This is a genomic window from Bradyrhizobium sp. WBOS07 (genome assembly GCF_024585165.1).
Lineage (GTDB): Bacteria > Pseudomonadota > Alphaproteobacteria > Rhizobiales > Xanthobacteraceae > Bradyrhizobium > Bradyrhizobium japonicum_B.
This window is the reverse complement of sequence record NZ_CP029008.1, coordinates 912069-935249: the sequence shown is the minus strand read 5'-3', so window position 1 is coordinate 935249 and position 23181 is coordinate 912069. Positions and strand designations below refer to the sequence as shown.

Genomic DNA, 23181 nt, shown 5'->3' with positions numbered 1-23181 from the left:
CCACGACGCCATAGAGATCGCCGGGTTGTTGATCGGCCCCGTGTATGCTTTACGGACCCTATCCCCGCCGCCGGTCCAGCCTGATGCTGTTCAATTCCTACCCGTTCATCCTGCTGTTCCTGCCCCTCGTTCTGGCGGGCTATTTCTGGCTCGGGCGGCGCAGCAATCTCATGCCGGTGATCTGGCTGGCACTGGCCTCGCTCGCCTTCTACGCCATCGGCAGCTGGCAGTTCGTGGCGCTGCTGCTGCTGTCGATCGGCTTCAACTACGGCGTCGGCCATCTGCTGATCGTGTCGGAGCTCGACCCGTCGCGACGAAAGGCGGTGCTCGCGCTCGGCGTCGCCGGCGATCTCATCGTGCTCGGCATCTTCAAATATGCCGGTTTCGTCACCGAGAACGTCAACGCGCTGTTCGGCACGCATGTCGCGGTCCACATCCTGCTGCCGGTCGGCATCTCCTTCTACACGTTCACGCAGATCGCGTTCCTGGTCGATGCCTATCGCGGCCAGGTCGCGGCCTACGCGCTGCCGCATTACACGCTGTTCGTGACTTACTTCCCGCATCTGATCGCCGGGCCCATCCTCCACCACAAGGATATGATCCCGCAGTTCGAACGGGAGGAGACCAAGCGCCCGGACGGGCACCTCATGTTATGCGGAATCATCATCTTCGCGATCGGCCTGTTCAAGAAGACCTGTCTTGCCGACGGCATCCAGCCGCTGGTCGCGCTCGCCTTCGAGGCGCGCTCGCCGAGCTTCGACCAGGCCTGGCTGGGAGCGCTCGCCTACACGTTCCAGCTCTATTTCGACTTCTCCGGCTATTCCGACATGGCGATCGGGATCTCGCTGATGTTCGGCATCTTCCTGCCCGTGAACTTCAACTCGCCTTACAAGGCGACCAGCATCGTCGAGTTCTGGCGCCGCTGGCACATGACGCTGTCGCAATTTTTGCGCGACTATCTCTACATCCCGCTCGGCGGCAATCGCAGGGGACGCGTGTTGCGCTATGTCAACCTGATGATCACGATGCTGCTCGGCGGGCTCTGGCACGGCGCGGCCTGGACTTTTGTCATTTGGGGCGCGCTGCATGGGGCCTATCTCTGCATCAATCACGCCTTCAATGCGTTGGTGCCGCACGTTCCGCCGCTGCTTGCACGCCCAGCTCGCATCGCAGGCGCTGCGCTGACGTTCCTCGCTGTCGTGGTCGCCTGGGTGTTCTTCCGTGCCGCGGGTGTGGAATGGGCGCTGCGCGTGCTCCAGGCCATGGCCGATCCCTCGAATATCGTGTTCGGCCGCGAGGAGATCGCGGCGCTGGTGATGGTCGTCATCTACGCCGCGCTGGTGTGGCTGGCACCGAACACGCAAACGCTGATGGGATACGATCACGCGGGCCGCAGGGTCGGCGAAGCCTTGCGGGCAGGGCGGATGCGGCCGCTGGTCCTCTACGCGGCTTCGCTGGTGCTGGCGTTCGGGATCCTGGGCATCCAGAGCCACAGCGAATTCATCTATTTCCGGTTCTGATGCGCGGGGCTTTCACACATCTGGTGCATCTTCTGCTCGCGAGCCTCGTGTGCGTGCTGGGCGCCGCGCTGCTCACCTATGCCGTCGATCCCCTGCAGCTGTTCCGCCCTTCGCGTCTCGCTTTCTATTCCGACGACACCCGCGTGCAGAATGCCGGGCTGATCCGTAGCCAGTCGTTCGACACGGCCTTCATGGGCACTTCGCTCGCGATCCATTTCCGCCAGAGCGACATCGACCGCGCGCTCGGCGTGCATTCGCTCAAGCTGGCGATGACCGGCTCCAACTCGCGCCAGCAGGGTTTCGTGCTGGAGCAGGCGATCGGGCGCGGCGCCAGGCGCGTGATCTGGGCGATGGACGATTTCATCTTCATCGATGCCGCCGACATCGAATCCGATCCTTATCTCTCCGTCGATCTCTATCGAGGGTCGGCGAAAGGGATCGCGTCCTATCTGTTCAGTGCCGCGATGGCGAAGGAATCCCTGTTCGCGCTGCTGCGCTCGGTTCCGCCATTGCGGCCGCCGCTGACCCGGGCGGCGCCGTTCCTGCCCGTCAAATTCGCGCTGCCTGACGTGGACGACATCTACGCGCTGCCGCGGGATTTCGACGTCGCGCGCGAGTACAATGCGAAGAAGACGCTCGCGGCCTTCACCTACATCACCAATCCCACGCGCAGCCGTTTCCTCGGCGAAGGCTACGATGACGAGGTCATGGTCCGGCATTTCGAGCAGGATGCCCTCGGCCTGATCGCGCGTCACCCCGACGTCACTTTCGACGTCTACTTCCCGCCCTATTCGATCCTGCAATTCGTCGCGATGCGCGAGGCCTCGCCCGCCACGCTGAAGACCGTCACCGATCTCACCGCTGTCATCGCGCGGCGCCTGACGCAACTCCCCAATGTGCGTCTGCACGATTTCCGCGCGATCAAGGAGGTGACGCACGACCTCGACAATTACGGCGACGTCATCCACCATTCGCCGGTCGTGGACGCCATGGTGCTGAGATGGCTGGCGAACGGGACCTATCGCGTCGATGCGAAGGCGCCGCTGGCGTCACTGGAGCAGCTCAGGGCGCAGGTCGAGGCGTATCGCCTCGAGCGCTGATCTCCCTCTCCCCTTGTGGGAGAGGGTGGCTCGCCGCGTAGCGGCGAGACGGGTCAGGGGTATTTCTCCGCGAAACGTTCCAGCAGTTGAGTTCGCTGAGAGATACCCCTCATCCGGCGCTGCGCGCCACCTTCTCCCACAAGGGGAGAAGGAAGAAAACCTACGCCGCCACCTCGTCGCCGAGATACGACACCGCCGCCTCCATCCCGCCCTTGCCGTGCGGGATCTTCAGCGCGTTGAGGCCGACCTCGATCACGCCGAGCGTGCCGAGCAGCATCGGCGCATTCACGTGGCCCATATGGGCGATGCGGAACGCCTGGCCGGAGAGGTCGCCGATGCCGGTGCCGAGCACCACGCCGCACTTGTCCTTGCAATAGCGTTGCAGCACCGCGGGGTCATGGCCGTTGCTCATGGTCACCGTGGTCACGGTGTTGGAGCGCTCGCTCGCCTCGGCGACGTTGAAGCCGAGCACCTGGCCTTCCGCCCAGACGGCAACGGCGCGGCGCGCGGCTTCGCCGAGCAGGCTGTGGCGGCGGAAGGCGTTCTCGAGCCCTTCCTCGTGCAGCAGGTCGATCGCACGGCGCAAGGCGAACAACAGATGCACCGGCGCGGTGCCGGCATATTTGCGATAATTCTCGGTGCCCTCGCGCTCGCTCCAGCTCCAATAGGGCGTCGACATGTTGGCCTTCTTGTGCACCTCGAGCGCGCGTGCATTGGCGGCGACGAAGCCGAGGCCGGGCGGCGTCATCAGGCCCTTCTGCGAGCCGGACATCGCGACATCGATGCCCCATTTGTCCATCTCGAACGGCATGCAGCCGAGCGAGGCCACGGTGTCGACCATGTACAGCGCGGGATGGCCGCTCGCCTTGATCGCCTTGCCGATCGCCTCGATGTCGTTCTGCACGCCCGAGGCCGTGTCGACCTGGACCACGACGACGGCCTTGATGGTGTGCTCCCTGTCGCGGCGCAGGCGCTCCTCGACCTCGTGCGGCCGCACCGCGCGGCGCCAGTCGCCCTTGAGCACCTCGACCTCGGCGCCCATCAGCGCGGCGGCATTGCCCCAACCGATCGCAAAGCGCCCGCTCTCCAGAACCAGCACCTTGTCGCCGCGTGACAGCACGTTGCTGAGCGCCGCTTCCCAGGCGCCGTGACCGTTGGCGATGTAGATGTAGGACTTGCCCTTGGTCGCAAACAGCTTGGAGATGTCGCCGAGCAGGCTCTCGGTCAGGTCGAGCATCTCCTTGGAATAGATGTCGATCGCCGGACGGTGCATCGCCCGCAGCACCTCGTCGGGCATCGTGGTGGGCCCGGGGATGGCCAGAAACTCCCGGCCCGCGCGAACGGTCATTGCTGTCGGTCCTTGTTGCCAGAGAACAGGATGGTGGGTTGCTGAATTACATTTTACGCGCGGCCCGGGTTCGAGAAAAGCACGTAAAACGCAGGTCTGGTTATCGCTTGGTCTCGCGGCAGCCGGCGGCTTCGGCCTCCTCGACCGAGCAGAACCAGCGGGTGCCCTTGCTGATCTTCATCTTGATCTGGGTGTACCAGCGGCTGGTCGGCTGGTGGAAGATGCACTCGCCGGCGCTGTTGACGTTGCCCTTGATGGTGCAGTCCGGGGAGGGGGCGACCGGCCCCGAAGCCGAGGCGAGCAGCACCGCATGCGCCCCGTCGGGCGCCTTGGTGGCACCCAGTATCACGGTCTTCTTGTTGCGGACGCGCCAGTCCCAGGGCGCGATGAACGCGCCCTGCCACATCCCGGCCTTGGCCTCGCGCGCGGCCTTTTCGTCCGCTTCGTAATCATGGGACATGCGGGTGTAGGCCAGCGCCCAGCCGCTGCGCACCAGCCATTTCTGGATGTCCTCGCCGCCGACCTCGCAGCGCGCCACGGTGCGGCCGCGCCGGTCGATCGACCTCGTGTGGCAGGTCCAGGTCTTGCCGTCGGCATGCTTGGCGAGCTCGTCGCGCGCCGCGATCCCGCAGGTCCAGCGCTCGGTCCTGGTGTTGAGGCAGAGCTGGTCGATCGCAGGCGCGTCGATGCCGCCGAGCCGGATCCGCGTGTTGCCGATCACCACGGCATCGCCGGCGCGAACCTTCGCCGTGCCGGTGATGTCGGCGGCGTGCGCGAGCGAGGGGGCGAGGAAAGCCAGCGCAATCAATAATTTTCGCAACGTGCCGGTCCGCGTGTGATGAAAGTCTCGATAGAACGCGCAATTGTGGTCGGCTTTTGTCCGCTCGGCCAGCTTATGCTTCGCCGAGACGCTTTCAACTTCCCGTCATCGGATCTGATGCTCGTGTCCCGGACGCGGTGCGGCGTGTAACGCCGCTCCGCAGAGCCGGGACCCAGACAATCGCGGGTGCAGGTCTTGGTGATATGGGCCCCGGCTCAGCAGCGCATCACTGCGTGCTGCGCTGCGTCCGGGGCACGAGACTACCCCCGCGCCATCGCCCGCTTCGCCAACGCCAGCCCCATCAGCACGAAGGCCGACGTCACCTCCGGCCCGCCCACCAGGATCCGCGTCGGCGTCTTCATCTTGTTCCACTCATAGGCGCGGAACGGGCCGCGGCGGCCGCCTTCGCCGACGGCACCGACGATCACGTTCAGTGCCGGCGCGAAGTCGCGCGGGGCGGCGCCGAGATGGCCGAGCGCGATCAGCGCCAGCGCGGCGTCGAACGCGTTCATCTCCGCGGCCATCAGCTCGCTTTTGACGTAGGACAGCACGCGATGGCGGATGAAGTCGAAATCGCCGGCGGGATCGATCGCGGCCTGCGCCGCCGGCGGCAGCGCCAGGAAGGCCGCATAGCAGCGGCCGAAATAGGCGCTGTAGAGTTCCGGCAGGTAATAGATGTGGGAACGCGGATTGGCGAAGGCGCCACTCGCCGCCAGCCGCTTCTGGAAGCCGATGATGCGATGCACCGTGGCGAGCCGCGCCGGCGTCTCCAGGACTTTCCAGCGCGTCAGGTTGCGAAAGCTCACCTCGAGAATGTCGAGATTGAGCGTCGGATCGAGATCGTTGCCATAGGGCCGCTCGCCCGCGAGGTTGTCGATCCAGGTCGCGACCCCGCCCTCGTAATCGATGTTGTCGTTGAGCGGCACGGTCACGCGCGCTGCGTTGATTCCGGCGCGCACCTGGTAGCCGGAATAGAAGTCGAGCAGCGGCTGGTCGATGATCGGATCAAGACAGCCGGCCTGCGTCGCTGCCGAGATCGAGCACGCCGTGGTGTCGCAATCCGGCACGTAGATGCCGAAACCGAGATCCTGCTTGATCTGCGCGAAATAGCGCGAGAAGCGCGGATGCGGCGCCGGCGCCAGCGCGGTGACGACGTTGAAGCGCGCGCCGTCGATGCCCTCGACCTCCTCGCGGCTGATGTTGACGCAGAAATTCACCATGTCGGCGATGGCGCGTTCCGCCGCGATCTTGTCGGCCTGCGAGGCGAGGCCGCTCTCGCCGTAGCTCAGCAGCGCCTCGATGAAGAACGCATCGTAATAGGCCGAGCGGTGCCGGATCTGCACCGGCTCCCACATCGGCTCGGCGATTCCCCGCCAGGGCGGATTGACGACGGCCGCGGCCTTCGAGCGCGCGATGAAGACGCGGGCGAGGTTGAACAGCAGCGAGGAATTCTTGTAGCCGCGGGCATTGAGGCCGGTGAGCGCCATGATCAGCTCGCGGCCGCGGAAATCGGGATCGCCGATCAGGTTGAAGGCGGCATAGGTCGGCAGGAAGCCGTTCTTGCGGTAGGAGCCGAGCAGATGCTGCGCGCAGTCGCGGATCACGGCGTCGATCTGCGCTTGCGGCGGCGCGGCGCCGGTGAGCATTGCCGGCGGCGGCTTGGGATGGTCGAGCGCGATACTGTCGACGAGATCGGCGACCGGCTGGCCGACCGCCGCCCAGTCCGGCTCAGCCTCGTCGCGGGCGCGCGCCAGCGCCTCGCGCAGCGCCGTCAGCCTGGCCTCGTCGCGCAGCTCGGGCAGCCCGGCCCGCCGCAGCAGCACCCGCAGCGCGGGATTGCCGAGCGCGGTCTTGTAGAATTTGGCGAGATGCGGATCGCCGCCGGCCGGGCCCGAGAGGACGGGATCGCAGACGTCGTAAAGCGAGGGGCCGTCCTTCGGCGCCAGCAGCGCCCGGCAGGCGGCGCCGGCAAAATAATGAAAGCTCATGAAGTACTCGGTCGCGGGGACTTTGGCGGGGTTCGGCCAGGGGCCGGCCAGCGCGCTCCCAGCCGCGCGCCACCCCCTGCAAGTCGTTGAAAAGGCTACCCGGATTCGCAGGAAAAACAAATGTGATGAGAGTCACGGAAGAAGCCGGCACGAAGGCTGCATGATCGGACCCGGAAGGCTACGGGGAGAGCAGAAAATGCAGGCATTGAGGCAGTGGAATCATCAAGTATCTTCAGTGTCTTAGCTGAAATATTGAGCAATCTGTTGCCGGGCCCCCTATATCCGGTTAAAGGTTTGTTTGGTGCGGCGCCGCAAATTGCGCGCAATTCGGGGGCACATCCCCGGCCAATCCCTCAAACCTAAAGACGCTATCGCGCTACTCAAACAGTGTGCGCGCGCTTGGCTGGTCTTTGGCACAGGAAACGAACCGAGATGAATGTAAAGCAGCTCGACCTTTCCCGACGCACCATCGCGGTGGCCGCGGCCCTGATCGGCACGGTCTCGCTGGTGATCGGCGCCCATGCTGCTCTCAACATGCGTGCGATCGATGCCGCTAAGGCCGTCTCGACCGACCAGATCACCGGCTCGATCGGCCAATCCTCGCGCCTCGCGCTGGTCATCGGCAATGGACATTATCCCGACGCCAGCGCGCCGCTGACGCAGTCGATCAACGACGCCCGCGCGCTGTCCTCGTCCCTGCGCAAGGACGGCTTCGACGTCGACATGGTGGAAGATGCGACCCGGGACGACATGGTCCGCGCCGTGAACCGCCTCAAGTCCCGGATCAAGCGCGACAGCGTCGTCATGCTGTTCTTCGGCGGCTACGGCGTGCAGGCCGGCCGCGAGAGCTACATGCTGCCGGTCGACGCCGCGATCTGGAAGGAAAGCGACGTCCGCCGCCAGGGCGTCTCGATCGACGGCGTGCTCGAGATGATGAAGGAGCAGGGCGCCAAGGCCAAGCTCGTCGTCGTCGACGCCTCCCGCCGTAACCCTTACGAGCGCCGCTTCCGCTCCTACAGCCACGGTCTCGCGCCGATCAGCGCGTCCGACAACGCGCTGATCCTCTCCTCGGCCTCGCCCGGCAAGGTCGTCGACGACGGCAAGGGCGAGCACAGCGTGCTGGTCAGCGAGTTCCTTAGCAACCTCAATGCCAAGGGCAGCGCCGAAAGCGTCTTTAACAAGACCCGCCTCGCCATCTCCCGCGCCAGCGAAGGCGACCAGGTCCCGACCGTCTCCTCCTCGCTGCTCGAAGACGTCCGTTTCGGCGAAGCCGGCGGCTAGTTTTTTTAAGGGCTCGCGAGCTCTCGTAGGGTGGGCAAAGACGCGTAAGCGTCGTGCCCACCATTCTCTCCATCATCTCGACAGAAGACGCGGGCACGCTTCGCTTTGCCCACCCTGCGGCATGCGTGTGTGACGCACGTTTGCCTCTGCACCGCAATGACGGGCGTGGCTGCTACTTCGCCGCTTCCGCGGCCATCACCGGGCGGACCGGATCGCCTTCACGCAGCAGTGCGCCGGCGCGGGCGACGACGACATCGCCTTCGTTGAGGCCGTCGCGGATCTCGATATTGCCGCCCGACATCAAGCCGACCTCGACACGCTTGGTCTCGACGCGGTTGCGGCGGATCACCTGCACCACGGTGCCGGCGGAGGAATATTGCACTGATGTCAGCGGCACCGCAACGTTGCAGCTCTGCCCGGTCTTGATCAGCGCGCGCCCGCTCGCCTTCAGCAGCAGCCGCTTCTGCGATGAGATGCCGATATAGACCATGCCCTGCTGGATGTTGGGCTCGATGGTCGGGCCGATACGGCGCACCTTGCCGTCGATGTCGCCGCTGCCTGCGATCCGCACCGTCGCCGGCTGATTGACGGCGAGCTTGCGCACGTCGGAGGTCGCCACGAGGCCGACGAGATCGTATTCGCTGCGCGCCACGATCGTGAACAGCGCCTCGCCCTTGGCCGAGGCGAAATTTCCGATCTGGGCGGTCGATGTCGCGATCACGCCCGCCACGGGAGCGGTGACCTGCAGCGTGCCGCCCTCGGGCAGCGCCAGCCGCGCCAGCACCTGGCCGGCGGTGGTGGTGTCGCCGGCTTCCGCCAGCACGTCCGTGACCTTCAGGCCCGGACGCTCGGGCCGCACCGAGGTCTCCTCCCGCGCGATGATCGTGCCGGTGGCCTCGACGATGTCGGAGAAGCAGGATTTTGCGACTTTCAGCACCGTGACCGCCGGCCCCTTGGGCGCCTCGTCATCGGCGGCTCTGGCCGGACATGAACCAAGGGCAAGCACGCCGGCGACGGCTGCGGGACACAGGCTTCGAACAACGGCACGGGGCAAACGACGCATCGGAAATTCCACGGGTTCTATGGCTCCAATCGATAGCAGATGGCAGGGTCGCGGACTACGGCAGCGTTGTCTCCAAAAAGCAGGCCGTGCCGCCCGGGCCGTCGCAGCAAGTCCTTGATTAGTCGCAGGATTGGAGAACAGGTTCGCCTTTTTGCCGGGCGGGCGCGCGCTCGGCCCTACTTCCAAAGTGCGGCTATCACGGTCTTCTCACATGCGAGAGCCGCCTGTATGGGATTAGGATCAGGATGAGGCGGCATCGCCGCCGCACAGCTCATGGTTGAGGTGGAATGCAACGGTTCGTTTGCGAGCAGAATATCGCTCATTTCGAGCGGCTGCTCCATGAGGCGACCGATTCAACGGTCCAGAACACGGTGCGGGGGTTGCTGGCATCGGCCAAGCGCCAATTGGCGCTGCTGAGCTCGGCGGAGTCAGGCGCCGATGCGACGCCGCTTGAACAGCGGCGCCGGCAGCACGGTGACGCCGATACGATGCGGCGGCAATTCCAGCCCGAATTCGATGCCTCGCCGCATCCTTACATGCTGCTGGACCCGGGGCCGGGCCTGCTGATCGTCGACATCAACGATGCCTATGCCGCGGCGACCCTGACCGACCGGGCCGAAATCGTCGGCCGGTCGCTGTTCGAGATATTTCCTGACAATCCCGACGATCCGCTCGCCGATGGCGTCAGCAATCTCTACGGCAGCTTGAGGATCGTGGCCGAGACGGGGCAGGCGCACGCCATGGCGATCCAGCGCTACGACATCCGGAATCCCGGCGGCGTCTTCGTCGAGCGCCATTGGCAGCCGATCAACTCGCCGATCCACGACCCGGCGGGCCGTCTGCTCTACCTGCTGCACCACGTCGAGGACGTCACGGCGCAAGTCACGAGAGGGCGGTAACCGCCTTCAGCCGCGGCGCTCGCCCAGCGGCTTGCCGCTGGCCCGGTCGATCAGATGCAGCCGCGTGCAGGCCGGACAGGACACCGACTCATGCGTGCGGTCGGTCGGCTCGTTGCTGAGCCGATGCTGCACGTTCATGCCCGTCTGCGGGCATTTGAAGACAATGTGACGGTCCATGGCCGATGATATGACGGCAAGGCGCGCTCTCCGAAATTGCGGATGTTTACGTTACGGATGTTTACGTAGGCCGTGGGGCGCCCTCTCACGGCAGGGTCACGAACTCCACCCAGTTTGGCTTCTTGCCGGTGGAATAGGATTTCAGCTTGGCCAGCGCGCCGCTGCTCCGGTCGATCGCATAGACCGTCATGCTGTCGGAGAGCTCGCCGACCGCGGCGAGATAACGGCCGGAGGGATCGATCTGGAAGCCGCGCGGCTGCTTCTCGGTCGGCACGCTGCCGATCGTCGTCAGCCTGCCGCTGCTCGCGTCGATCTTGTAGGCGATGAGCGTGCTGGTGGTGCGCTCGGAGGCGTAGAGGAAGCGGCCGTCCGGCGTGATGTGGATGTCGGCGGCCCAGGGTTTCTTGTCAGGCTCTTTGCCGGAAAAACCCTCCGGCAGCGCGGTGGTGCGCTGGATCTCGTTCCAGGCGCCGCTCTCCGCCGCATAGGCGAACGCGGCGACGTCGCCGTTGAGCTCGTGGACGAGATAGACGAACTTGCCGTTGGGGTGGAATACGAAGTGCCGCGGTCCTGATTTGTCCGGCATCTTGTAGGCCGGCGGGTTGCCCGGCGTCAGCGTGCCGGTCGCGGCGTCGAACGCGAAGGCCAGCACCTGGTCGGAGCCGAGATTGGTCGCGAACACGAAGCGGTTGTCGGGCGAGGGCAGGAAGGCGTGCGCGTTCAGCCCGGTCGCGATCACCTGTTTCGGCTCGCCGGCGACGCCGCTTGCGTGCAATGGATTCAGCGCGACCTTGTTGCTGCCATAGGAGGCGCTGAACAGGAACTTGCCGCTGCGGTCGACGGCGATGTTGGCCATGCTGTCGGCGAGCGGCCCGCTGCCGACAGGGTTGAGCTGGCCCGTTCCAGGATCGATCGCGAAGCTCACGGCGACGTATGGCTGCGAGCGGACGCCGGCCAGCAGCACGCGGCGATCGGGCGTGATCGCAAGCGGTGTCGAGGAGCCGGGCTTGTCGACGCCCTTGAAGGCGGCCGTCTGCACCGCAATCATCTCGCCGCTCTCCGCCAGCTTGAACACGCTGATGTCGTTGCTGTCGGCGTTGCCGACATAAATGAACGTTTCGGCCATGCCGGGGCGGGCTCCAGAAAACAGGGTGAGGGACGCGAACAGAGTGACGGCAATCGCGGCGCGGAACGCCGTGGCTGCGCTGCCTCGGGGCAGTCTCGACATGGGCTCCTCCTGTGGCTGCGTCGCGGCCTTGTGCTCTTGCCCATGAGGATAGCGAGCGGCGCACCGCCGCACCAAATTCGAATGGGAATTGATCGATGCCGAAATCGTATCGGTAGCCGCGTGGACGTCCCCGGCATTCCGTCGTGCAACGCAAGGTGCGGCCATCCCATGCGATCGCGCGCAGCCAAAATGGCGGGCGCCATGCGAACCAAAGCCGCGCGAGCGCATTGAACCCGCATGCCCCGTGAAAACGATCTTGAAGGTAAGCCCGACATGGGCGGCAAGCATGGCGGCCAGGCCGGCCTCCCCAAGTCGCCGCCGCGCCCGAACCTGGGCGAGCGCGATGAGGACGTCGTGGCAAAGCGCCACAGCGGCCAAACCGATCGTGCCCCGCCGGCGACCAAGTCAAAATAGACCAAGTCAAAATAGCGCCGAGGATAGCGCCGACGGCCGTGTCGCGATCCTGATGCTGCGGACGGCGATCGAAATGGAGGCTGGCTCGTGTTTTGGATCTATTGGAACACTGCCTGGTCGCTGATCATCAGCGGCATCTGGGTCGCCACCATCGTCAGCCATCCCGACGCCGAGTTCGTCGAAATCACCGCGGCAAAACAGAAGCTCTGAGTCCGCGAGCTATCATCAAGCAGGATCCCGCATCTCCAGCGGTTTGACCCCATTTTTCGGACGGCGGCTCCGGTCGAGCACGGCCGGCTGAAGGCAATTGAAGGGTCCGGAGAACGACTCTCTTAATCTTCGTCCGATAAAGCTGGCCCATCTGGCGGGGGCATTGTCATACCTCATCCCGCCGGTCGTTCCTGTTGCCGCCCCGGACGATCGCCGCCCATGAGCCAGCCCATCGCCCCTGATCAGTCGAAGCACGCCGATCGCATCGCCTGGCTCGCGATCGGGTCCACGGCCGCTGTCGTGCTGATCGCGGCGATGCTGGGGCCGTTCCGGATCGAATGGATCTCGTTCTGGAAACCTGCCCTCGTCGGCGGCCTGCTCATATCGCTGAGCTGGTTCTACGCGACGGTCCGCAAGGACGCGGCTCTTGCCAGCGCGTTGATCGCGGCGGCCCAGCTCATTGCGTTCGCAGCCGTCGCCGCGCCCCTGTCCTATGTCGCGGCGAGCGCGGCATTGCCGCTGTGGGACAGCGAGTTCGCCGCGCTGGACCGGCGGCTCGGCTTCGACTGGATGTCGTGGCTCGATGCCATGAACGCCGCGCCGCTTCTGCATCGGACGCTGGCGCTCGCCTATGCGAGCTTTGCCGTGCAGGCGACCGCGATCGTCCTCGTCCTGGCCGCCGCGGGGCATGCCCTGCGGTTGCGCGTCTTCATGCTGAGCTTCGTACTGACGACGCTTCTGACCATCGGCGTGTCGACCTTGATGCCGGCGCAGGGCGTCTGGGGCTATCTGGATCTGTCGTCGGTCAACTCGCCGGCGATCGTGCCGGTCACGCGGGATCTGCCGCTGCCCGTGTTCTTTGGCTTGCGCGACGGAACCATCCGTCAGCTGGTCGCGGAGGGCGCCGACGGCATCATCAGCTTCCCGAGCCTGCATGCCGCACTCGGATTGCTGTTCCTGCTGGCGCTGTGGCCGGTGAGATATATCGGCGGCATCGCCGCCCTGCTCAACGTTGCGATGATCGCGGCGACGCCGGTGGATGGAAGCCATTATTTCTGCGACGTCATCGCTGGCCTGGCGATCGCGCTGTTGAGCTGGCTCGCCGTGCAACGCGCGCTCGCCCGCCTGGCGGATGAACGAATGCAGCCTGCCGGGCCTGTCGCAGCCGACGCCGTCTTCGCCCGCGTTCCGGAATGATCGCGTCCGCCAAAGCCTGATCCGGAAAAGTGAGTCGCTGGTGAAGCGGAAGCGCGTCGGGTGGGCAAAGGCGCGCTGTTCGCGCGCCTGGTTGCGCCGTCGGGCGAGGTGAAGGCGAGGTCGACGTCGTCGGTGACGGTAAAGCCGGGCGATCATCCCTTCGACCGGCTTGCTGCCGCGGCCAAATCGGCGCACCTTGCCGGCCTCGGTTGATTTGCCATCCAAGGTTTTTCCGATGATCACCGCATCCAAGGCCTTCATTGCTTTCTGCCTGCTCGCACTGGTCGGCACGGTGCTGGTGATCGGCCCGACCGAGCTGCGCCGCATGCTGCCGGACGGGGCCAAGACCGCAATCGCCGCCAAGCCGGAAGTTAAGCCGGAAGCCAAGCCGGAGACCAAGGTCGAACCCAAAGTCGAGGCCAAGGCCGAGTTCAAGGCCGAGCCGAAACCGGAACAGCCGAAACTGGATCAGGCCAAGCCGGATCAGCCAAAGCTGGCTGCCGTCGCGCCGCCCGCAGCTGAGCCAGCGCCGGCGGCGGTCCCGGTGCCGGCCCCCGAGCCGAAGCCGGCCCCGCTGGCCGAGATCCAAAAGCAGGTCGCGGCGCTGCCCGATCTCGCGCCGGTCAAGCCGCCGGCGGCGGCCGCCGATACCGGGCCCCGTTTCGACGTCGCCCGCGTCGACGATCACGGCGAGGCGGCGGTGATCGCGGGCCGGGCCGCGCCGGGAGCCAAGGTCGAGCTGCTGCGCGACGGCAAGCCGCTCGATACGGTGACCGCCGACGCCTCGGGCCAGTTCGTGATGACCCCGCCGCAGCTTCCCGCCGGCTCTTATGAATTGACGCTGCGGGCCAAGGCGCCGGATGGCACGGTCACGCAATCCGGCAAGACCATGCCGGTGACCATCGCCGAGGCGGCACCGCCGCCCGCGCGCCCGGCTCAGGTCGCGCGGCAAGAGACGAAGCCGGAGATCAAGCCGGAGCCGAAGCAGGCCGAGAAGGCCGATGACAAGTCGGACGTCGTGGCGGCCCTGCCGTCGGCCTCGCCGCGTCTGGCCTCAGCGCCCGACCGGCCAGCGCCCCGGCCGAAACCCCGGGCGATGGCGCGGGTGCCCGCCGCCACCACGACGGTGGCATCGGCCTCGCCGGCCGAGGTGCTTCACACGGTTCCGGCGGAGGCCGGCGCCAGCCGCGTGATCTCCCGCGGCGACAGCCTGTGGGCGCTCAGCCGGCTCGCCTACGGCGACGGCGCCCGCTACGCCGTCATCTTCAACGCCAACCGCGACAAGATCAGCAACCCCAATTTGATCTATCCCGGCCAGACTTTCGTGGTGCCGCAAAAGCCGGAGTGAGCGGGAGCTTTCCCGCGGCCATCCTTCGAGACGCCCGCCTTTGGCGGGCCCTCAGGATGAGGACTGAGTGTGTGGCGGCAAATTCGACGGTGGCTTAGCCTCATCCTGAGGAGCTTGCGCAGCAAGCGTCTCGAAGGACGAGGCGCGCGCGCAGGCCGCTGCCGAAGCGTCATTGTGCGGCCCGGCCATAGGTCGCCCGCGACGCTTTGCCCTGTGTCTCCCCGGAACAATTGGTTCCCTGGCGCGTCATGTCCCCTGTGACGCAGTGTGCGCGTGGCAGCTGGGAGGAGGCCGAGTTGGTCAGGTCGGCGGTCATGTCGGGACGCATGGGACTGGCGCTGACCGGCGCGACCCTCCTGATTGCGGCCGTGCTGCTGCCCGAGAGAGCCGAAGCGCAATTCGGAATCCGCGGCGGTCCGCTCGGCGTGGCGCGTTTCGCCGTCGGCCACATGCTCGGCATGTCGCGCCTGCGCCATTCCCGCATGGCGGTGCGGGGCAGCCGCTACCGCTCCGCGGCCTTGCGCTCGCAAGATCCGCGCGGCGCCGAGCGCGGCCAGCCTGCGAACCCTTATATGCTCCGCGCGGCGCTTACCGCGCAGGCCGCGCTTGCGGGCTGGCAGGGCGGCCGCCGCATGCAAGGCTGGTGGCGCCATCCCGACGGCAGCTATGGCTGGACCGGCCCGGTGTTCTGGCCGTTCGCGCACGACGACCTCACCAACGCCATCATCCTCGGCGATGCCACCAGCCTTTCGCTCTACGGCTATGGCGACGTCTATGCCGCGATCTTCGCGCCCTATGCGGCGACCGAGCTCGCGGCCTACACCGCCCCGCAAGGCCGCCGCGGCCGGCGCGTCCCCACCGCCGAGGCCCTGTGCGAGGCCAGCGACACCGGGGGCCTGCCGGTCGACCGCATCGCTGCGGCCGTCGCCCCCAACGAATTGCAGCGCACCGCGCTCGACGAGCTCGCCTCCGCCTGGAGCAATGCGCGCGACATCATTCGCGCCGCCTGCCCGGCGCAGGCGCCGACTGCTGCCGCCGAGCGCCTCGGCCTGATGCGCGAGCGCCTGGAGGCCATGATCGAGGCCATCGACGCCGTCGCGCCGCCGCTTGCGAAGTTCACGGATCTGCTCGACGACGAACAGAAGGCCCGGCTCAATGCGCTCGGGGGCGAGCGCCGCGCCGCGCTGGCCTCGATGCAACGCAAGGATTCGAACAAGGATTCGAACAAGGATTCGAGCAAGGAAGCGAGCAAGGATTCGAGCAGGGATGCGCCGGCGGCGGCCGCCTGCGATGCCGACAGCGATCCCCGCTACGATGAAAAGCTGCAGCGTCAATACGAGCAGCTGGTGCAGCAGCAATGGCCCGCGAACGACATCGCCGCCACGTTGCGCCTCGACGAGATCGCCCGCGCCCGCTTCGAGGTGCTGCAGGACACCGCCCTGCGCACCATGCAGACGCTCAGCGCCTGCCCGGCGGTGTCAGCCGCCACGCCCCAAGCCCGCCTCGCCGCCGCCAAGGCGCGGCTGGAAGCGATGCTTGCGGCCGTGAACGGCGTCACCGACGCGCTCGACGATTTCGAGGCGGATCTGAGCGACGAGCAGAAGGCGGGCTTCGAGGCGATCGGGCCGAAGCGGGGGGCGTGATCACCCGCACGCCCAGTCGAACTTCATGTCCCTGAAGTCGAGCTGCGCGTTGCCGCCGCCGAAATTGTAACCGCCGAAATATTCCTCGAACTCGATGTAGAACGGGCTCATCTCCGGCACCGCCTGGCACGGCCGCATGGTGCCGCCGAGATGATTGTGGGCGTGATCCTTGCTCCATTCGTGCAGGCGAAAATTGTCGCGGCTAGGGACGCCGCCCACATAGTAATAATACGGCTGATAGCCGGTCGGCGGATTGCTGCGGGTGTGCTCGTCCTGCGGTTCCTTGCCGGCGTTAGGGTCGTTTGCGCGCGGCGTCATGCCGATCGCGCGGGTCTCGCTGAGATCGGCGCGCGGCGGCGCCGCAAATAGCTTCCTGGCGTAGGGCGCTGCGGCCTCGAAGAAAGCGCTGGCGCCGCCGACATCGAGCCAGCGCGGCCGGTCGGCGGTCGCGAGCGCCAGCGGCTCCGGCGGCATCGCGAACGGGCCCTCGTATTCGGCTCGCGTCAGCAGCAGCGCGGCATATTCGTAGTCGAGAATGTCGGTCATGCGCGACAGCCGCGGATGCAAGGGGCGCGCCTTCATGGCTTCGCGGACTTCAGGATCATCGGGCGCGCCGCCGTCATTGTGGTCGGGCGCCGTGGCAAAGAACGACAGCGCGACGATATCCGCGCCATGCACGCGGTAATCCTCCGGCAGCTCCAGCGTGAAGCCGTGCATCAGCGGATATCCGGTGACGGGATCGAGCGGCCATTGCTCGCTTGCGATGCCCGGCGGCAGCCCAAACACCCAGCCCTGGTCGCGCGCGCGGTCGACCGGACGGTCCAGCATCTGCAGATCATACGCACGCGAAGGCAAGGCAAACGCCACAGACCGTCTCCCATCGAAATAGCCTCGCCGTTGAGGCGAGGGTTAGTCGCGCGGAACGGGGATGTGGTTCGGGGAAATCGAGAGACCCGCGGCGCGGCATGCCTCTGCTGCGCTATAACTCGTCCGGCAAGTGATTGCGGGGGCCGGAGCATCTGTTCGATGGAGCCAAGGCCATCCGTCTCCTCAGCACATTTGCGAGATGACGACAGCGCTGTGGTTTGAGAGGAGGCCGCGATGAAGGTGTTCAAATGGGATGACGATCTGGCTGGGGTTCTTCCCCAGGAGCTGATCGACGGACTTGCACTCAAAGACGGTGACGAAATCGAAATCGTCGCCAGGGATCGGAGTGCGACCACAGCCGAGATCAAGAACAAGGTTGACGGTCTGCGCGAAGATCCGCCGCGCTGACTTGTGAGTTCCGCCCCCCTCTCATAACCCCTTGATCCCGCTAGCCCCGTCTACTGTGCATGGGGTTGTTTTCGATACTTTTGAGAAGGCTCTCGTCGCTCCTCTTCGAATAATCAAAATTTCGCTTTACAAGAAAAACGACACACCCTATGATCCGCTTCAACTCATCCCATGGTAAGGGACGGATCGCGATCGTCAGGGTTCGTGGGGTGAGGAGCGGTGGACGCGGGCGGCGTCGGCGCCAGATGCGGTCGCAGGGCGGGGTAGTCCCCTGTGAGCGATCAGCGGGCGCGTGTACGACGACGTCGAACGCGTACGGCAAAATCGTGTGGTCGTGACGCCCGACATTCCGGCGTCAAGTCTTGCAGCGGTGCGCTGGTCCGACCGGACGGCGCATCCGATGAAAGCTGCAAGGCGACGGTGGCAACGGGAAATCGTCTCACCGGCGAGAGCGCGACATAAGCCGTTTCAACCATCGCGCAGGGAAGGCCGGGCATTCGGCCACACCTGTTTCTCCCCTGTGAGCGACTATCACGCACTCATGCACAGGGGTCTTGCGGGTGCCAGCCGGTGCCCGGCCTTCCCTGCGCCCTTCCATTTCGAAGGGCTCGACGAAGCAAAACCCGGGCGCATTCCGCCGCGGGATCGCGATAGGCTATCGGAATACAAAGGCCCGTAGCCCGGATGAAGCGAAGCGCAATCCGGGACCGCCGTCGCTTGTGCACGACCCGGATTTCGCTGCGCTCCATCCGGGCTACGGCACTAGAGGCAGTCGACGAAGCTACCCCCGCATCCGCAGCGCTGATGCATCCACCACGTTCTCCGCATCCTCGTTCCAGCTCAGGATCTCCATCGCCAGCACGGGATGGTTGAATCCCTTGAGCTGGAGATCGTCGAGGGCGCGGGCTTCGACGAAAGGTTCGACCATGCCGTAGACGCGGCGGCTGACCACGATCTGGTTGGGCTTGGCTTCGCCGCACAGGCGCGAGGCGAGGTTGGTGACGCTGCCGATCGCGGCATATTCCAGCCGCTGCTCGAAGCCGACCTGGCCAAGCGTGGCGTAGCCGAGCGCGATGCCGATGCCGAAGCCGAGGCTGTGCCCGCGGTTGCGCCAGCGCTCGGTGAGGGGGCCGATCGTGTCGCGCATCTCCACCGCCATCTTCACGGCGCGCTTGGTGTGGTCCTCGAACTGGATCGGCGCGTTGAACAGGATCATCACGCCGTCGCCGGCATATTTGTCGAGCGTGCCCTCGTATTTGAAGATCAGCCCGCCGAGCGCGGCGTGGTATTCGCGCAGCACGTTCATCGCCTCTTCCGGCTCGGTGGCTTCGGTGAACGCGGTGAAGCCGCGCAGGTCGCAGAACACCACCGTCACCTCGCGGCGCTGGCTGGTGAGCAGCCCTTCCGGGCTGTCGGAGGAGGCGATCAGCTGCGCCACCTGCGGCGCCAGGAAGCGCTCGAGCTTGCGGATGCGCTCGATCTCGCCGAGCTGGGTCTTGACGCGCTCCTCCAGCGACTTGTTCCAGTCCTTGAGCTGCTCGGTCTGTATCCGCAGCTTGTCGGCCTGGGCGCGAACGGTCGCGTTGGCGGCCTCGAGCTCGCGGCCCTTGTGGTCGACCTCGGTGAACAGGCGCGCATTGCGCATCGCCAGCACCGCCTGGTTGGCGAAGGTGCGCATCAGGCCGATCAGGCTGGGCGCGAACTCGCCGCCGGCGCGCCGCAGCACCACCAGCGAGCCGAGCGTGCCCTGCTGGTCGACCAGCGGCACCACCAGCACCGAGTGGAAGCCGGCCGCGAGCGCGGCCTCGCGCAGCGGCTGCTCGGCGGCGTGGTCGAGATCGGCCAGCGCGATCGGCTCGCCGCTTCTGGCGGCATCGCTCAGGATGTTGTCGCCTTCGTCGATGGTGACATGCGCGCCGTCGGCCGATCTGTCGATGCCGCCGGCCTCGACCAGGGTGAAGCGGCGCCGCTCGGCGTCGAAGCCGTAGATCAGCACGGCATCGGCATGGGTGATCTCGATCGCGCGCGCGGCGATGGTCGGCAGCACGGCGTCGAGATCGAGCGAGGCGGCGAGCGCGCGGCCGACCTCCTCCAGCACCTTCAGCTCGTTGATCGATTGCGCGAGATCGCGGGTGCGCTCCTCGACCTTGGTCTCCAGGTTCGAATAGGTCTCCTGGATCTGGTCGGCCATGCGGTTGAACTGGCTGGCGAGGTCCTCCAGCTCGTCCGAGGTGTGCACGTCGATGCGGTGGCTGAAATCGCCTTCGCCGAGCTTATGCGCGCCGTCGCGCAGCGCCGTGATCGGGATGATCATGCGGCGGGCGAGCAGCGTGCCGGCGAGGATCGCGACCATCAGGCCCATCCCGATCAAAAGCGCGATGCGCACCAGCTGGTCGCGGATCGGCATCAGGGCCTGCGTGGTCGGCTGCTCGAACAGCACGCTCCAGCCGAGCTTCGGCACGATGCTCGCGGCGCTCATCACCGCATGGCCGTTGAAGTCGGTGCCGGACGTCTCAGCGGCGTGGCCGGGCGCGATCGCCGCCGCGACTTGCGGCAGCTTCGACAGGTCCTTGCCGACCTCGGGCCCTTTCGACGACGTCGCCAGCACGCGGCCACGCGGATCGACCACATAGGCAAAGGCGGCCTTGCCGACCTGCGCATCGGACAGGAAGTCGGAGAGGAAGCCGAGATCGATCTCGGCCACGGTGACGCCGGCATTGAAGCCGGAATGCGCCACCGAGATCGACATCATGGGCGTGCCTTCGGCGAACCAGGCCGGCGCGTAGCTGACGCCGCGGGCGACGGTCTCGGTGAAGCGGATGTCGCGGGAGAGATCGGCGTTGCTGCCGATCGTGGTCGACTGGCGCGAGACCCGCAGCACCTCGCGGCCCTCGCCGTTGAGCTGGAACAGCTGGTTGACGACCGAAACCTGGTGCAGCAGCGAGGCGTAGTCGGCGCGGCGCTTCTCGAGCGTGTCCTGGCTCGCCCGCGTCACCCAGCTGATCTGGCGGTCGAGCTCCGAGATCGACTGCTCGATCCGCCGGGCGGCGCTTTGCGCCTTGTCCTCCAGGCCGTCGGTGAGCTGGGTCCTGGTGGCGCGGTAGGAGATCCAGGTCTCCATTGCGCCGTTGACCGCGAGGACGAACACGACGAGGCCGACGAGGGAGACGACGTACTTGGCGAACAGGCCCTCGCGCAGAAACCGTGTCTTGTCGTTCGCTCCTGCCATCCCGATCCTCTCGCGCCGCCATCGACGCCGGCGCCACGGGCCGCAAGGCCCTTGCGGGGTCGTTCTATCACAATTTGGGCCAAAGGACCGCGACGCGGCCCGGGGACGAGCCGGCGTGGTTACCCGCTGCGGACGCCGGGGCGGGTGGAAGGAGGGATGGTCGCAGCCCCATCAGCGGTTGAAGAGCTGCCGCAGCACGTCGTTCATTGGCTGACTGTCCTGCTGCGCGACCGGCGGGTCGTCCAGAGCAGGGGCTGCGGGCGAAGCCTGCGGCGCCGGCGTGGAGGGCGTGCCCGGCAAGCTGCGGCTGCGGCCGCTGCCTGGCGCGGCGCCGGTGCTGCTTCCCGCGCCACCGGACAACCCCTGCTGGATCAAATTGCCGAGCGCCTCGCCCAGCGGGCCGCCGAGCAGATTGTTCTGCCCGGGCTGCTGCGCCTGCGGATTGGCGTTGCCGGCCGCATTGCCGCCGCCCGGCGCATTGGCCCCGCCAAGACCGAGACCGCCCAGAATGTTGCCGAGCCCGGCGCCGTCAGGGCCGAACAGGCCCTTGCCCATCTCGCGCAGCTTGGCATAGGCGGCATCCGGATTGTCCAGCATGCCGGCCATGTCAGGGTAGATCCGCGGCTGCGACCAGGAGCCCTGGATCATCACGGGAATGCCGAAGCCGACCGGCTCATTGGTGCGGCCCTGGCCTTCGGTGGTCATCACCAGCTTCGGCTCCACCCGAAAGCCCATCATCTTGGTGTCGAGCGCGATGGTCCCGGCGCCGGTGACGCGCACCAGCGGCCCGATCAGATTGAGGTCGGTCGTCACCGCCTGCCCCTTGTCGATGCGGAACGAGGCGGAGAGCTGCGACAGGTCCGTGCTCTGCTCCTGGCTGGCGCTCGGGCTGTCCTGCCAGCCCGACAGCGTGCCCGACGTCAGCGAGCGGATCATCTGCGCGACGTTGATGCCGCGGATGGCGCCGTCCTGGAAATTGACGAAGGCGGTGCCCTGCATGTTCGCCATCAGGGCGCGCTGGCTGGTGCCGGCGCTGCGCAACGCGAGCTTGGCCTGCAGCTTGCCGTCGATGCGGTCGAACTCGGCAAGGCCCTGAAGCAGCGGCAGCGCGCGCACGCCGACGAGATCGGAATGCATGGCAAAGCTGGGCGCGCCCGTGGTCGCATCCAGGATCACCTCGCCCGAGACCTGGCCGCCATAGGCGCCGAGATTGGCGGTGCCGGCCTTCAACACGCCGCCGGCGAGCTTGCCATCGAGCGCCAGCGGCGCGATGCGCGCATCGCCGATCACGGCCTCGTTAGCGGAAATCCTCACCTGCGCATCGACATAATTGAGCCCGGAGACGTCGATCGGCGCATTGCTCCAGGGCTGCCCGGATGCACCCTGCGGCGATTTGGCCAGCGGAATCGCCAGCCGCTGGAAGTCGAGATCGACCTTTACCAACGGCTTGCTCGCGATGTCGACCGACGCCCAGCCATTGAACGCGCCGTCGCCGAGCCGGCCGTTGACGCCGTTGATCATCACGACGTCGCCGTTCATCCGCATCTCGGCGTGACCGGTGAGTTGCGACTTCAGCACATCAGGCATGTCGATGGCGAAATCCACCGGGATGGTCGGGCGGTCGGTGGACGATGCCGGCGCGGTCGCCTTGATGTCGAACTTGGTCGGGTGGTCGCCGACGCGCGCGGTGCCGGTGACGTCGACCTTGCGGTCGCGGCCGACGATCGCCTCGGCGTTGATGGCGCTGATGCGGCCCTCGACGCGATCGCGCAGGCGGGAGAAGGCGACTTCGCCGTCGGTGACCTTGACGCGGTCGATCGACGCGCCGTCGAGCTTGAGCGCGGGCGCCTTCGAGGAAGATCCGGCATTCGGCAGGCGCTCCCGCAGCAGCGGCTGGTAGAGCACGGGACGGGTGACGATGAGCTCGCCGATCTCGGGACGGCCCGACCACAGGCTGGAGAGCGACATCTCGGCCTGCACGCTGTCGACCGTCAGGCGCGTGATGCCGCTGCGATCCCTGGGGTCGGCAAGCGTGAGGTCGTTCAGGGTGACGTTCAGCGCCGGCCACAGGCTGATCTTCGTGGTGCCGCCGATCGACAGCCGGTAGCCGGTCGCATTCTCGACCCGCGAGGCGATCGTCGAGGTCAGGAAGCCCGATGGGATCCCGATCACCAGCAGGGTCGCGATCACGATGATGATTGCGGCCAAAGCCGCGCCGGCGAATTTCACTGCTCTCATGTCGACTTTCCAACGACGGACAGTCGGCGTCGAATCCCGCCGGCCACCCATCCTTCGCGCCTTGAGTTTATCCCCGGACGGGAAGCGGCTCCAAGCGCGTAAAAATAGTCAGGGGGTGCTGCAAAGTTATGTGACTTATGACACACTTCTCTGGCGCGGTTTTACGCGATCCTGATGGTGATGGTTTCAAGCACTTTGCCGAG

At 66.4% G+C, this 23181-nt stretch carries 20 protein-coding genes; 11 read left to right on the top strand and 9 right to left on the bottom strand.

The window, feature by feature from the left end; translation table 11 throughout:
* Positions 1-83: 83 nt before the first annotated feature.
* Both DCM79_RS04425 and DCM79_RS04420 read left to right on the top strand, forming a co-directional pair.
* Positions 84-1520 carry an MBOAT family protein gene (locus DCM79_RS04425; RefSeq protein WP_306556721.1) on the top strand — a complete coding sequence of 479 codons (1437 nt, stop codon included), beginning with the start codon at positions 84-86 and terminating at the stop codon, positions 1518-1520.
* Complete coding sequence (locus DCM79_RS04420; protein ID WP_257178819.1) at positions 1520-2620, top strand: hypothetical protein; 1101 nt, start codon at positions 1520-1522, stop codon at positions 2618-2620. The genes DCM79_RS04425 and DCM79_RS04420 overlap by 1 nt, the downstream gene beginning before the upstream one ends.
* A 160-nt stretch (positions 2621-2780) precedes the next feature.
* Here the strand turns inward: DCM79_RS04420 and DCM79_RS04415 are convergent, their stop codons facing one another.
* The 3 genes from DCM79_RS04415 to DCM79_RS04405 all read right to left on the bottom strand — a co-directional run bounded on the left by DCM79_RS04415 (position 2781) and on the right by DCM79_RS04405 (position 6776).
* Complete coding sequence (locus DCM79_RS04415; RefSeq protein WP_257178818.1) at positions 2781-3968, bottom strand: alanine--glyoxylate aminotransferase family protein; 1188 nt, start codon at positions 3966-3968, stop codon at positions 2781-2783.
* Between the two features lie 100 nt (positions 3969-4068).
* A complete protein-coding gene (locus DCM79_RS04410) occupies positions 4069-4788 on the bottom strand; it encodes a thermonuclease family protein (RefSeq protein WP_257178816.1) in 720 nt (239 codons plus the stop codon).
* 260 nt (positions 4789-5048) lie between these two features.
* Positions 5049-6776 carry a hypothetical protein gene (locus DCM79_RS04405; protein WP_257178815.1) on the bottom strand — a complete coding sequence of 576 codons (1728 nt, stop codon included), beginning with the start codon at positions 6774-6776 and terminating at the stop codon, positions 5049-5051.
* A gap of 432 nt (positions 6777-7208) precedes the next feature.
* On the opposite strand from DCM79_RS04405, the gene DCM79_RS04400 reads away from it, so the two are divergent.
* Positions 7209-8057 (top strand): caspase family protein, encoded by an 849-nt coding sequence (locus DCM79_RS04400; protein ID WP_257178814.1) that lies wholly within the window; start codon positions 7209-7211, stop codon positions 8055-8057.
* A 172-nt stretch (positions 8058-8229) separates the two neighbouring features.
* Here DCM79_RS04400 and DCM79_RS04395 read toward each other — a convergent pair whose 3' ends face one another.
* A complete protein-coding gene (locus DCM79_RS04395) occupies positions 8230-9120 on the bottom strand; it encodes an efflux RND transporter periplasmic adaptor subunit (protein ID WP_257178813.1) in 891 nt (296 codons plus the stop codon).
* Between the two features lie 287 nt (positions 9121-9407).
* On the opposite strand from DCM79_RS04395, the gene DCM79_RS04390 reads away from it, so the two are divergent.
* Positions 9408-10019, top strand: a complete 612-nt coding sequence (locus DCM79_RS04390) for a PAS domain-containing protein (protein ID WP_257178812.1) — start codon at positions 9408-9410, stop codon at positions 10017-10019.
* A 6-nt stretch (positions 10020-10025) separates the two neighbouring features.
* Here DCM79_RS04390 and DCM79_RS04385 read toward each other — a convergent pair whose 3' ends face one another.
* Both DCM79_RS04385 and DCM79_RS04380 read right to left on the bottom strand, forming a co-directional pair.
* On the bottom strand, positions 10026-10157 hold the full coding sequence (locus tag DCM79_RS04385; RefSeq protein ID WP_257180939.1) for a hypothetical protein: 132 nt from the start codon (positions 10155-10157) through the stop codon (positions 10026-10028).
* Between the two features lie 124 nt (positions 10158-10281).
* Positions 10282-11424 carry a lactonase family protein gene (locus DCM79_RS04380; protein WP_257178811.1) on the bottom strand — a complete coding sequence of 381 codons (1143 nt, stop codon included), beginning with the start codon at positions 11422-11424 and terminating at the stop codon, positions 10282-10284.
* A 237-nt stretch (positions 11425-11661) separates the two neighbouring features.
* On the opposite strand from DCM79_RS04380, the gene DCM79_RS04375 reads away from it, so the two are divergent.
* From DCM79_RS04375 to DCM79_RS04350, 6 genes are all read left to right on the top strand, one after another.
* Positions 11662-11838 carry a hypothetical protein gene (locus DCM79_RS04375; protein WP_257178810.1) on the top strand — a complete coding sequence of 59 codons (177 nt, stop codon included), beginning with the start codon at positions 11662-11664 and terminating at the stop codon, positions 11836-11838.
* A gap of 87 nt (positions 11839-11925) precedes the next feature.
* Entirely contained in the window at positions 11926-12048 is a 123-nt protein-coding gene (locus DCM79_RS04370; RefSeq protein WP_257178809.1) for a hypothetical protein, read from the top strand.
* Positions 12049-12267: 219 nt separating this feature from the next.
* A complete protein-coding gene (locus DCM79_RS04365) occupies positions 12268-13245 on the top strand; it encodes a phosphatase PAP2 family protein (protein ID WP_257178808.1) in 978 nt (325 codons plus the stop codon).
* A 60-nt stretch (positions 13246-13305) separates the two neighbouring features.
* Entirely contained in the window at positions 13306-13458 is a 153-nt protein-coding gene (locus DCM79_RS04360) for a hypothetical protein (protein WP_257178807.1), read from the top strand.
* 22 nt (positions 13459-13480) lie between these two features.
* Positions 13481-14593 carry a LysM peptidoglycan-binding domain-containing protein gene (locus DCM79_RS04355; RefSeq protein WP_257178806.1) on the top strand — a complete coding sequence of 371 codons (1113 nt, stop codon included), beginning with the start codon at positions 13481-13483 and terminating at the stop codon, positions 14591-14593.
* Positions 14594-14907: 314 nt separating this feature from the next.
* Positions 14908-16236 (top strand): Spy/CpxP family protein refolding chaperone, encoded by a 1329-nt coding sequence (locus DCM79_RS04350; protein ID WP_257180690.1) that lies wholly within the window; start codon positions 14908-14910, stop codon positions 16234-16236.
* Here DCM79_RS04350 and DCM79_RS04345 read toward each other — a convergent pair whose 3' ends face one another.
* Complete coding sequence (locus tag DCM79_RS04345) at positions 16237-17064, bottom strand: hypothetical protein (RefSeq protein ID WP_257178805.1); 828 nt, start codon at positions 17062-17064, stop codon at positions 16237-16239.
* Positions 17065-17337: 273 nt separating this feature from the next.
* On the opposite strand from DCM79_RS04345, the gene DCM79_RS04340 reads away from it, so the two are divergent.
* Positions 17338-17511: a hypothetical protein gene (locus DCM79_RS04340; protein ID WP_257178804.1), complete on the top strand. Its 174-nt coding sequence runs from the start codon at positions 17338-17340 to the stop codon at positions 17509-17511.
* Between the two features lie 781 nt (positions 17512-18292).
* Here the strand turns inward: DCM79_RS04340 and DCM79_RS04335 are convergent.
* Together DCM79_RS04335 and DCM79_RS04330 are read right to left on the bottom strand one after the other, a co-directional pair.
* The gene (locus DCM79_RS04335) at positions 18293-20740 is read right to left on the bottom strand and encodes an adenylate/guanylate cyclase domain-containing protein (protein ID WP_257178803.1); all 2448 of its coding nucleotides are present in this window, start codon (positions 20738-20740) and stop codon (positions 18293-18295) included.
* A gap of 171 nt (positions 20741-20911) precedes the next feature.
* Positions 20912-22978: an AsmA family protein gene (locus DCM79_RS04330; RefSeq protein WP_257178802.1), complete on the bottom strand. Its 2067-nt coding sequence runs from the start codon at positions 22976-22978 to the stop codon at positions 20912-20914.
* Between the last annotated feature and the right edge of the window lie 203 nt (positions 22979-23181).

Coding starts and splice junctions, on each gene's coding strand:
- DCM79_RS04425 (WP_306556721.1), top strand. CDS start 84: ATGCTGTTCAATTCCTACCCGTTCATCCTGCTGTTCCTGCCCCTCGTT.
- DCM79_RS04420 (WP_257178819.1), top strand. CDS start 1,520: ATGCGCGGGGCTTTCACACATCTGGTGCATCTTCTGCTCGCGAGCCTC.
- DCM79_RS04415 (WP_257178818.1), bottom strand. CDS start 3,968: ATGACCGTTCGCGCGGGCCGGGAGTTTCTGGCCATCCCCGGGCCCACC.
- DCM79_RS04405 (WP_257178815.1), bottom strand. CDS start 6,776: ATGAGCTTTCATTATTTTGCCGGCGCCGCCTGCCGGGCGCTGCTGGCG.
- DCM79_RS04400 (WP_257178814.1), top strand. CDS start 7,209: ATGAATGTAAAGCAGCTCGACCTTTCCCGACGCACCATCGCGGTGGCC.
- DCM79_RS04395 (WP_257178813.1), bottom strand. CDS start 9,120: ATGCGTCGTTTGCCCCGTGCCGTTGTTCGAAGCCTGTGTCCCGCAGCC.
- DCM79_RS04390 (WP_257178812.1), top strand. CDS start 9,408: ATGCAACGGTTCGTTTGCGAGCAGAATATCGCTCATTTCGAGCGGCTG.
- DCM79_RS04385 (WP_257180939.1), bottom strand. CDS start 10,157: ATGAACGTGCAGCATCGGCTCAGCAACGAGCCGACCGACCGCACGCAT.
- DCM79_RS04380 (WP_257178811.1), bottom strand. CDS start 11,424: ATGTCGAGACTGCCCCGAGGCAGCGCAGCCACGGCGTTCCGCGCCGCG.
- DCM79_RS04375 (WP_257178810.1), top strand. CDS start 11,662: ATGCCCCGTGAAAACGATCTTGAAGGTAAGCCCGACATGGGCGGCAAG.
- DCM79_RS04365 (WP_257178808.1), top strand. CDS start 12,268: ATGAGCCAGCCCATCGCCCCTGATCAGTCGAAGCACGCCGATCGCATC.
- DCM79_RS04355 (WP_257178806.1), top strand. CDS start 13,481: ATGATCACCGCATCCAAGGCCTTCATTGCTTTCTGCCTGCTCGCACTG.
- DCM79_RS04350 (WP_257180690.1), top strand. CDS start 14,908: ATGTCGGGACGCATGGGACTGGCGCTGACCGGCGCGACCCTCCTGATT.
- DCM79_RS04345 (WP_257178805.1), bottom strand. CDS start 17,064: ATGCTGGACCGTCCGGTCGACCGCGCGCGCGACCAGGGCTGGGTGTTT.
- DCM79_RS04340 (WP_257178804.1), top strand. CDS start 17,338: ATGAAGGTGTTCAAATGGGATGACGATCTGGCTGGGGTTCTTCCCCAG.
- DCM79_RS04335 (WP_257178803.1), bottom strand. CDS start 20,740: ATGGCAGGAGCGAACGACAAGACACGGTTTCTGCGCGAGGGCCTGTTC.
- DCM79_RS04330 (WP_257178802.1), bottom strand. CDS start 22,978: ATGAGAGCAGTGAAATTCGCCGGCGCGGCTTTGGCCGCAATCATCATC.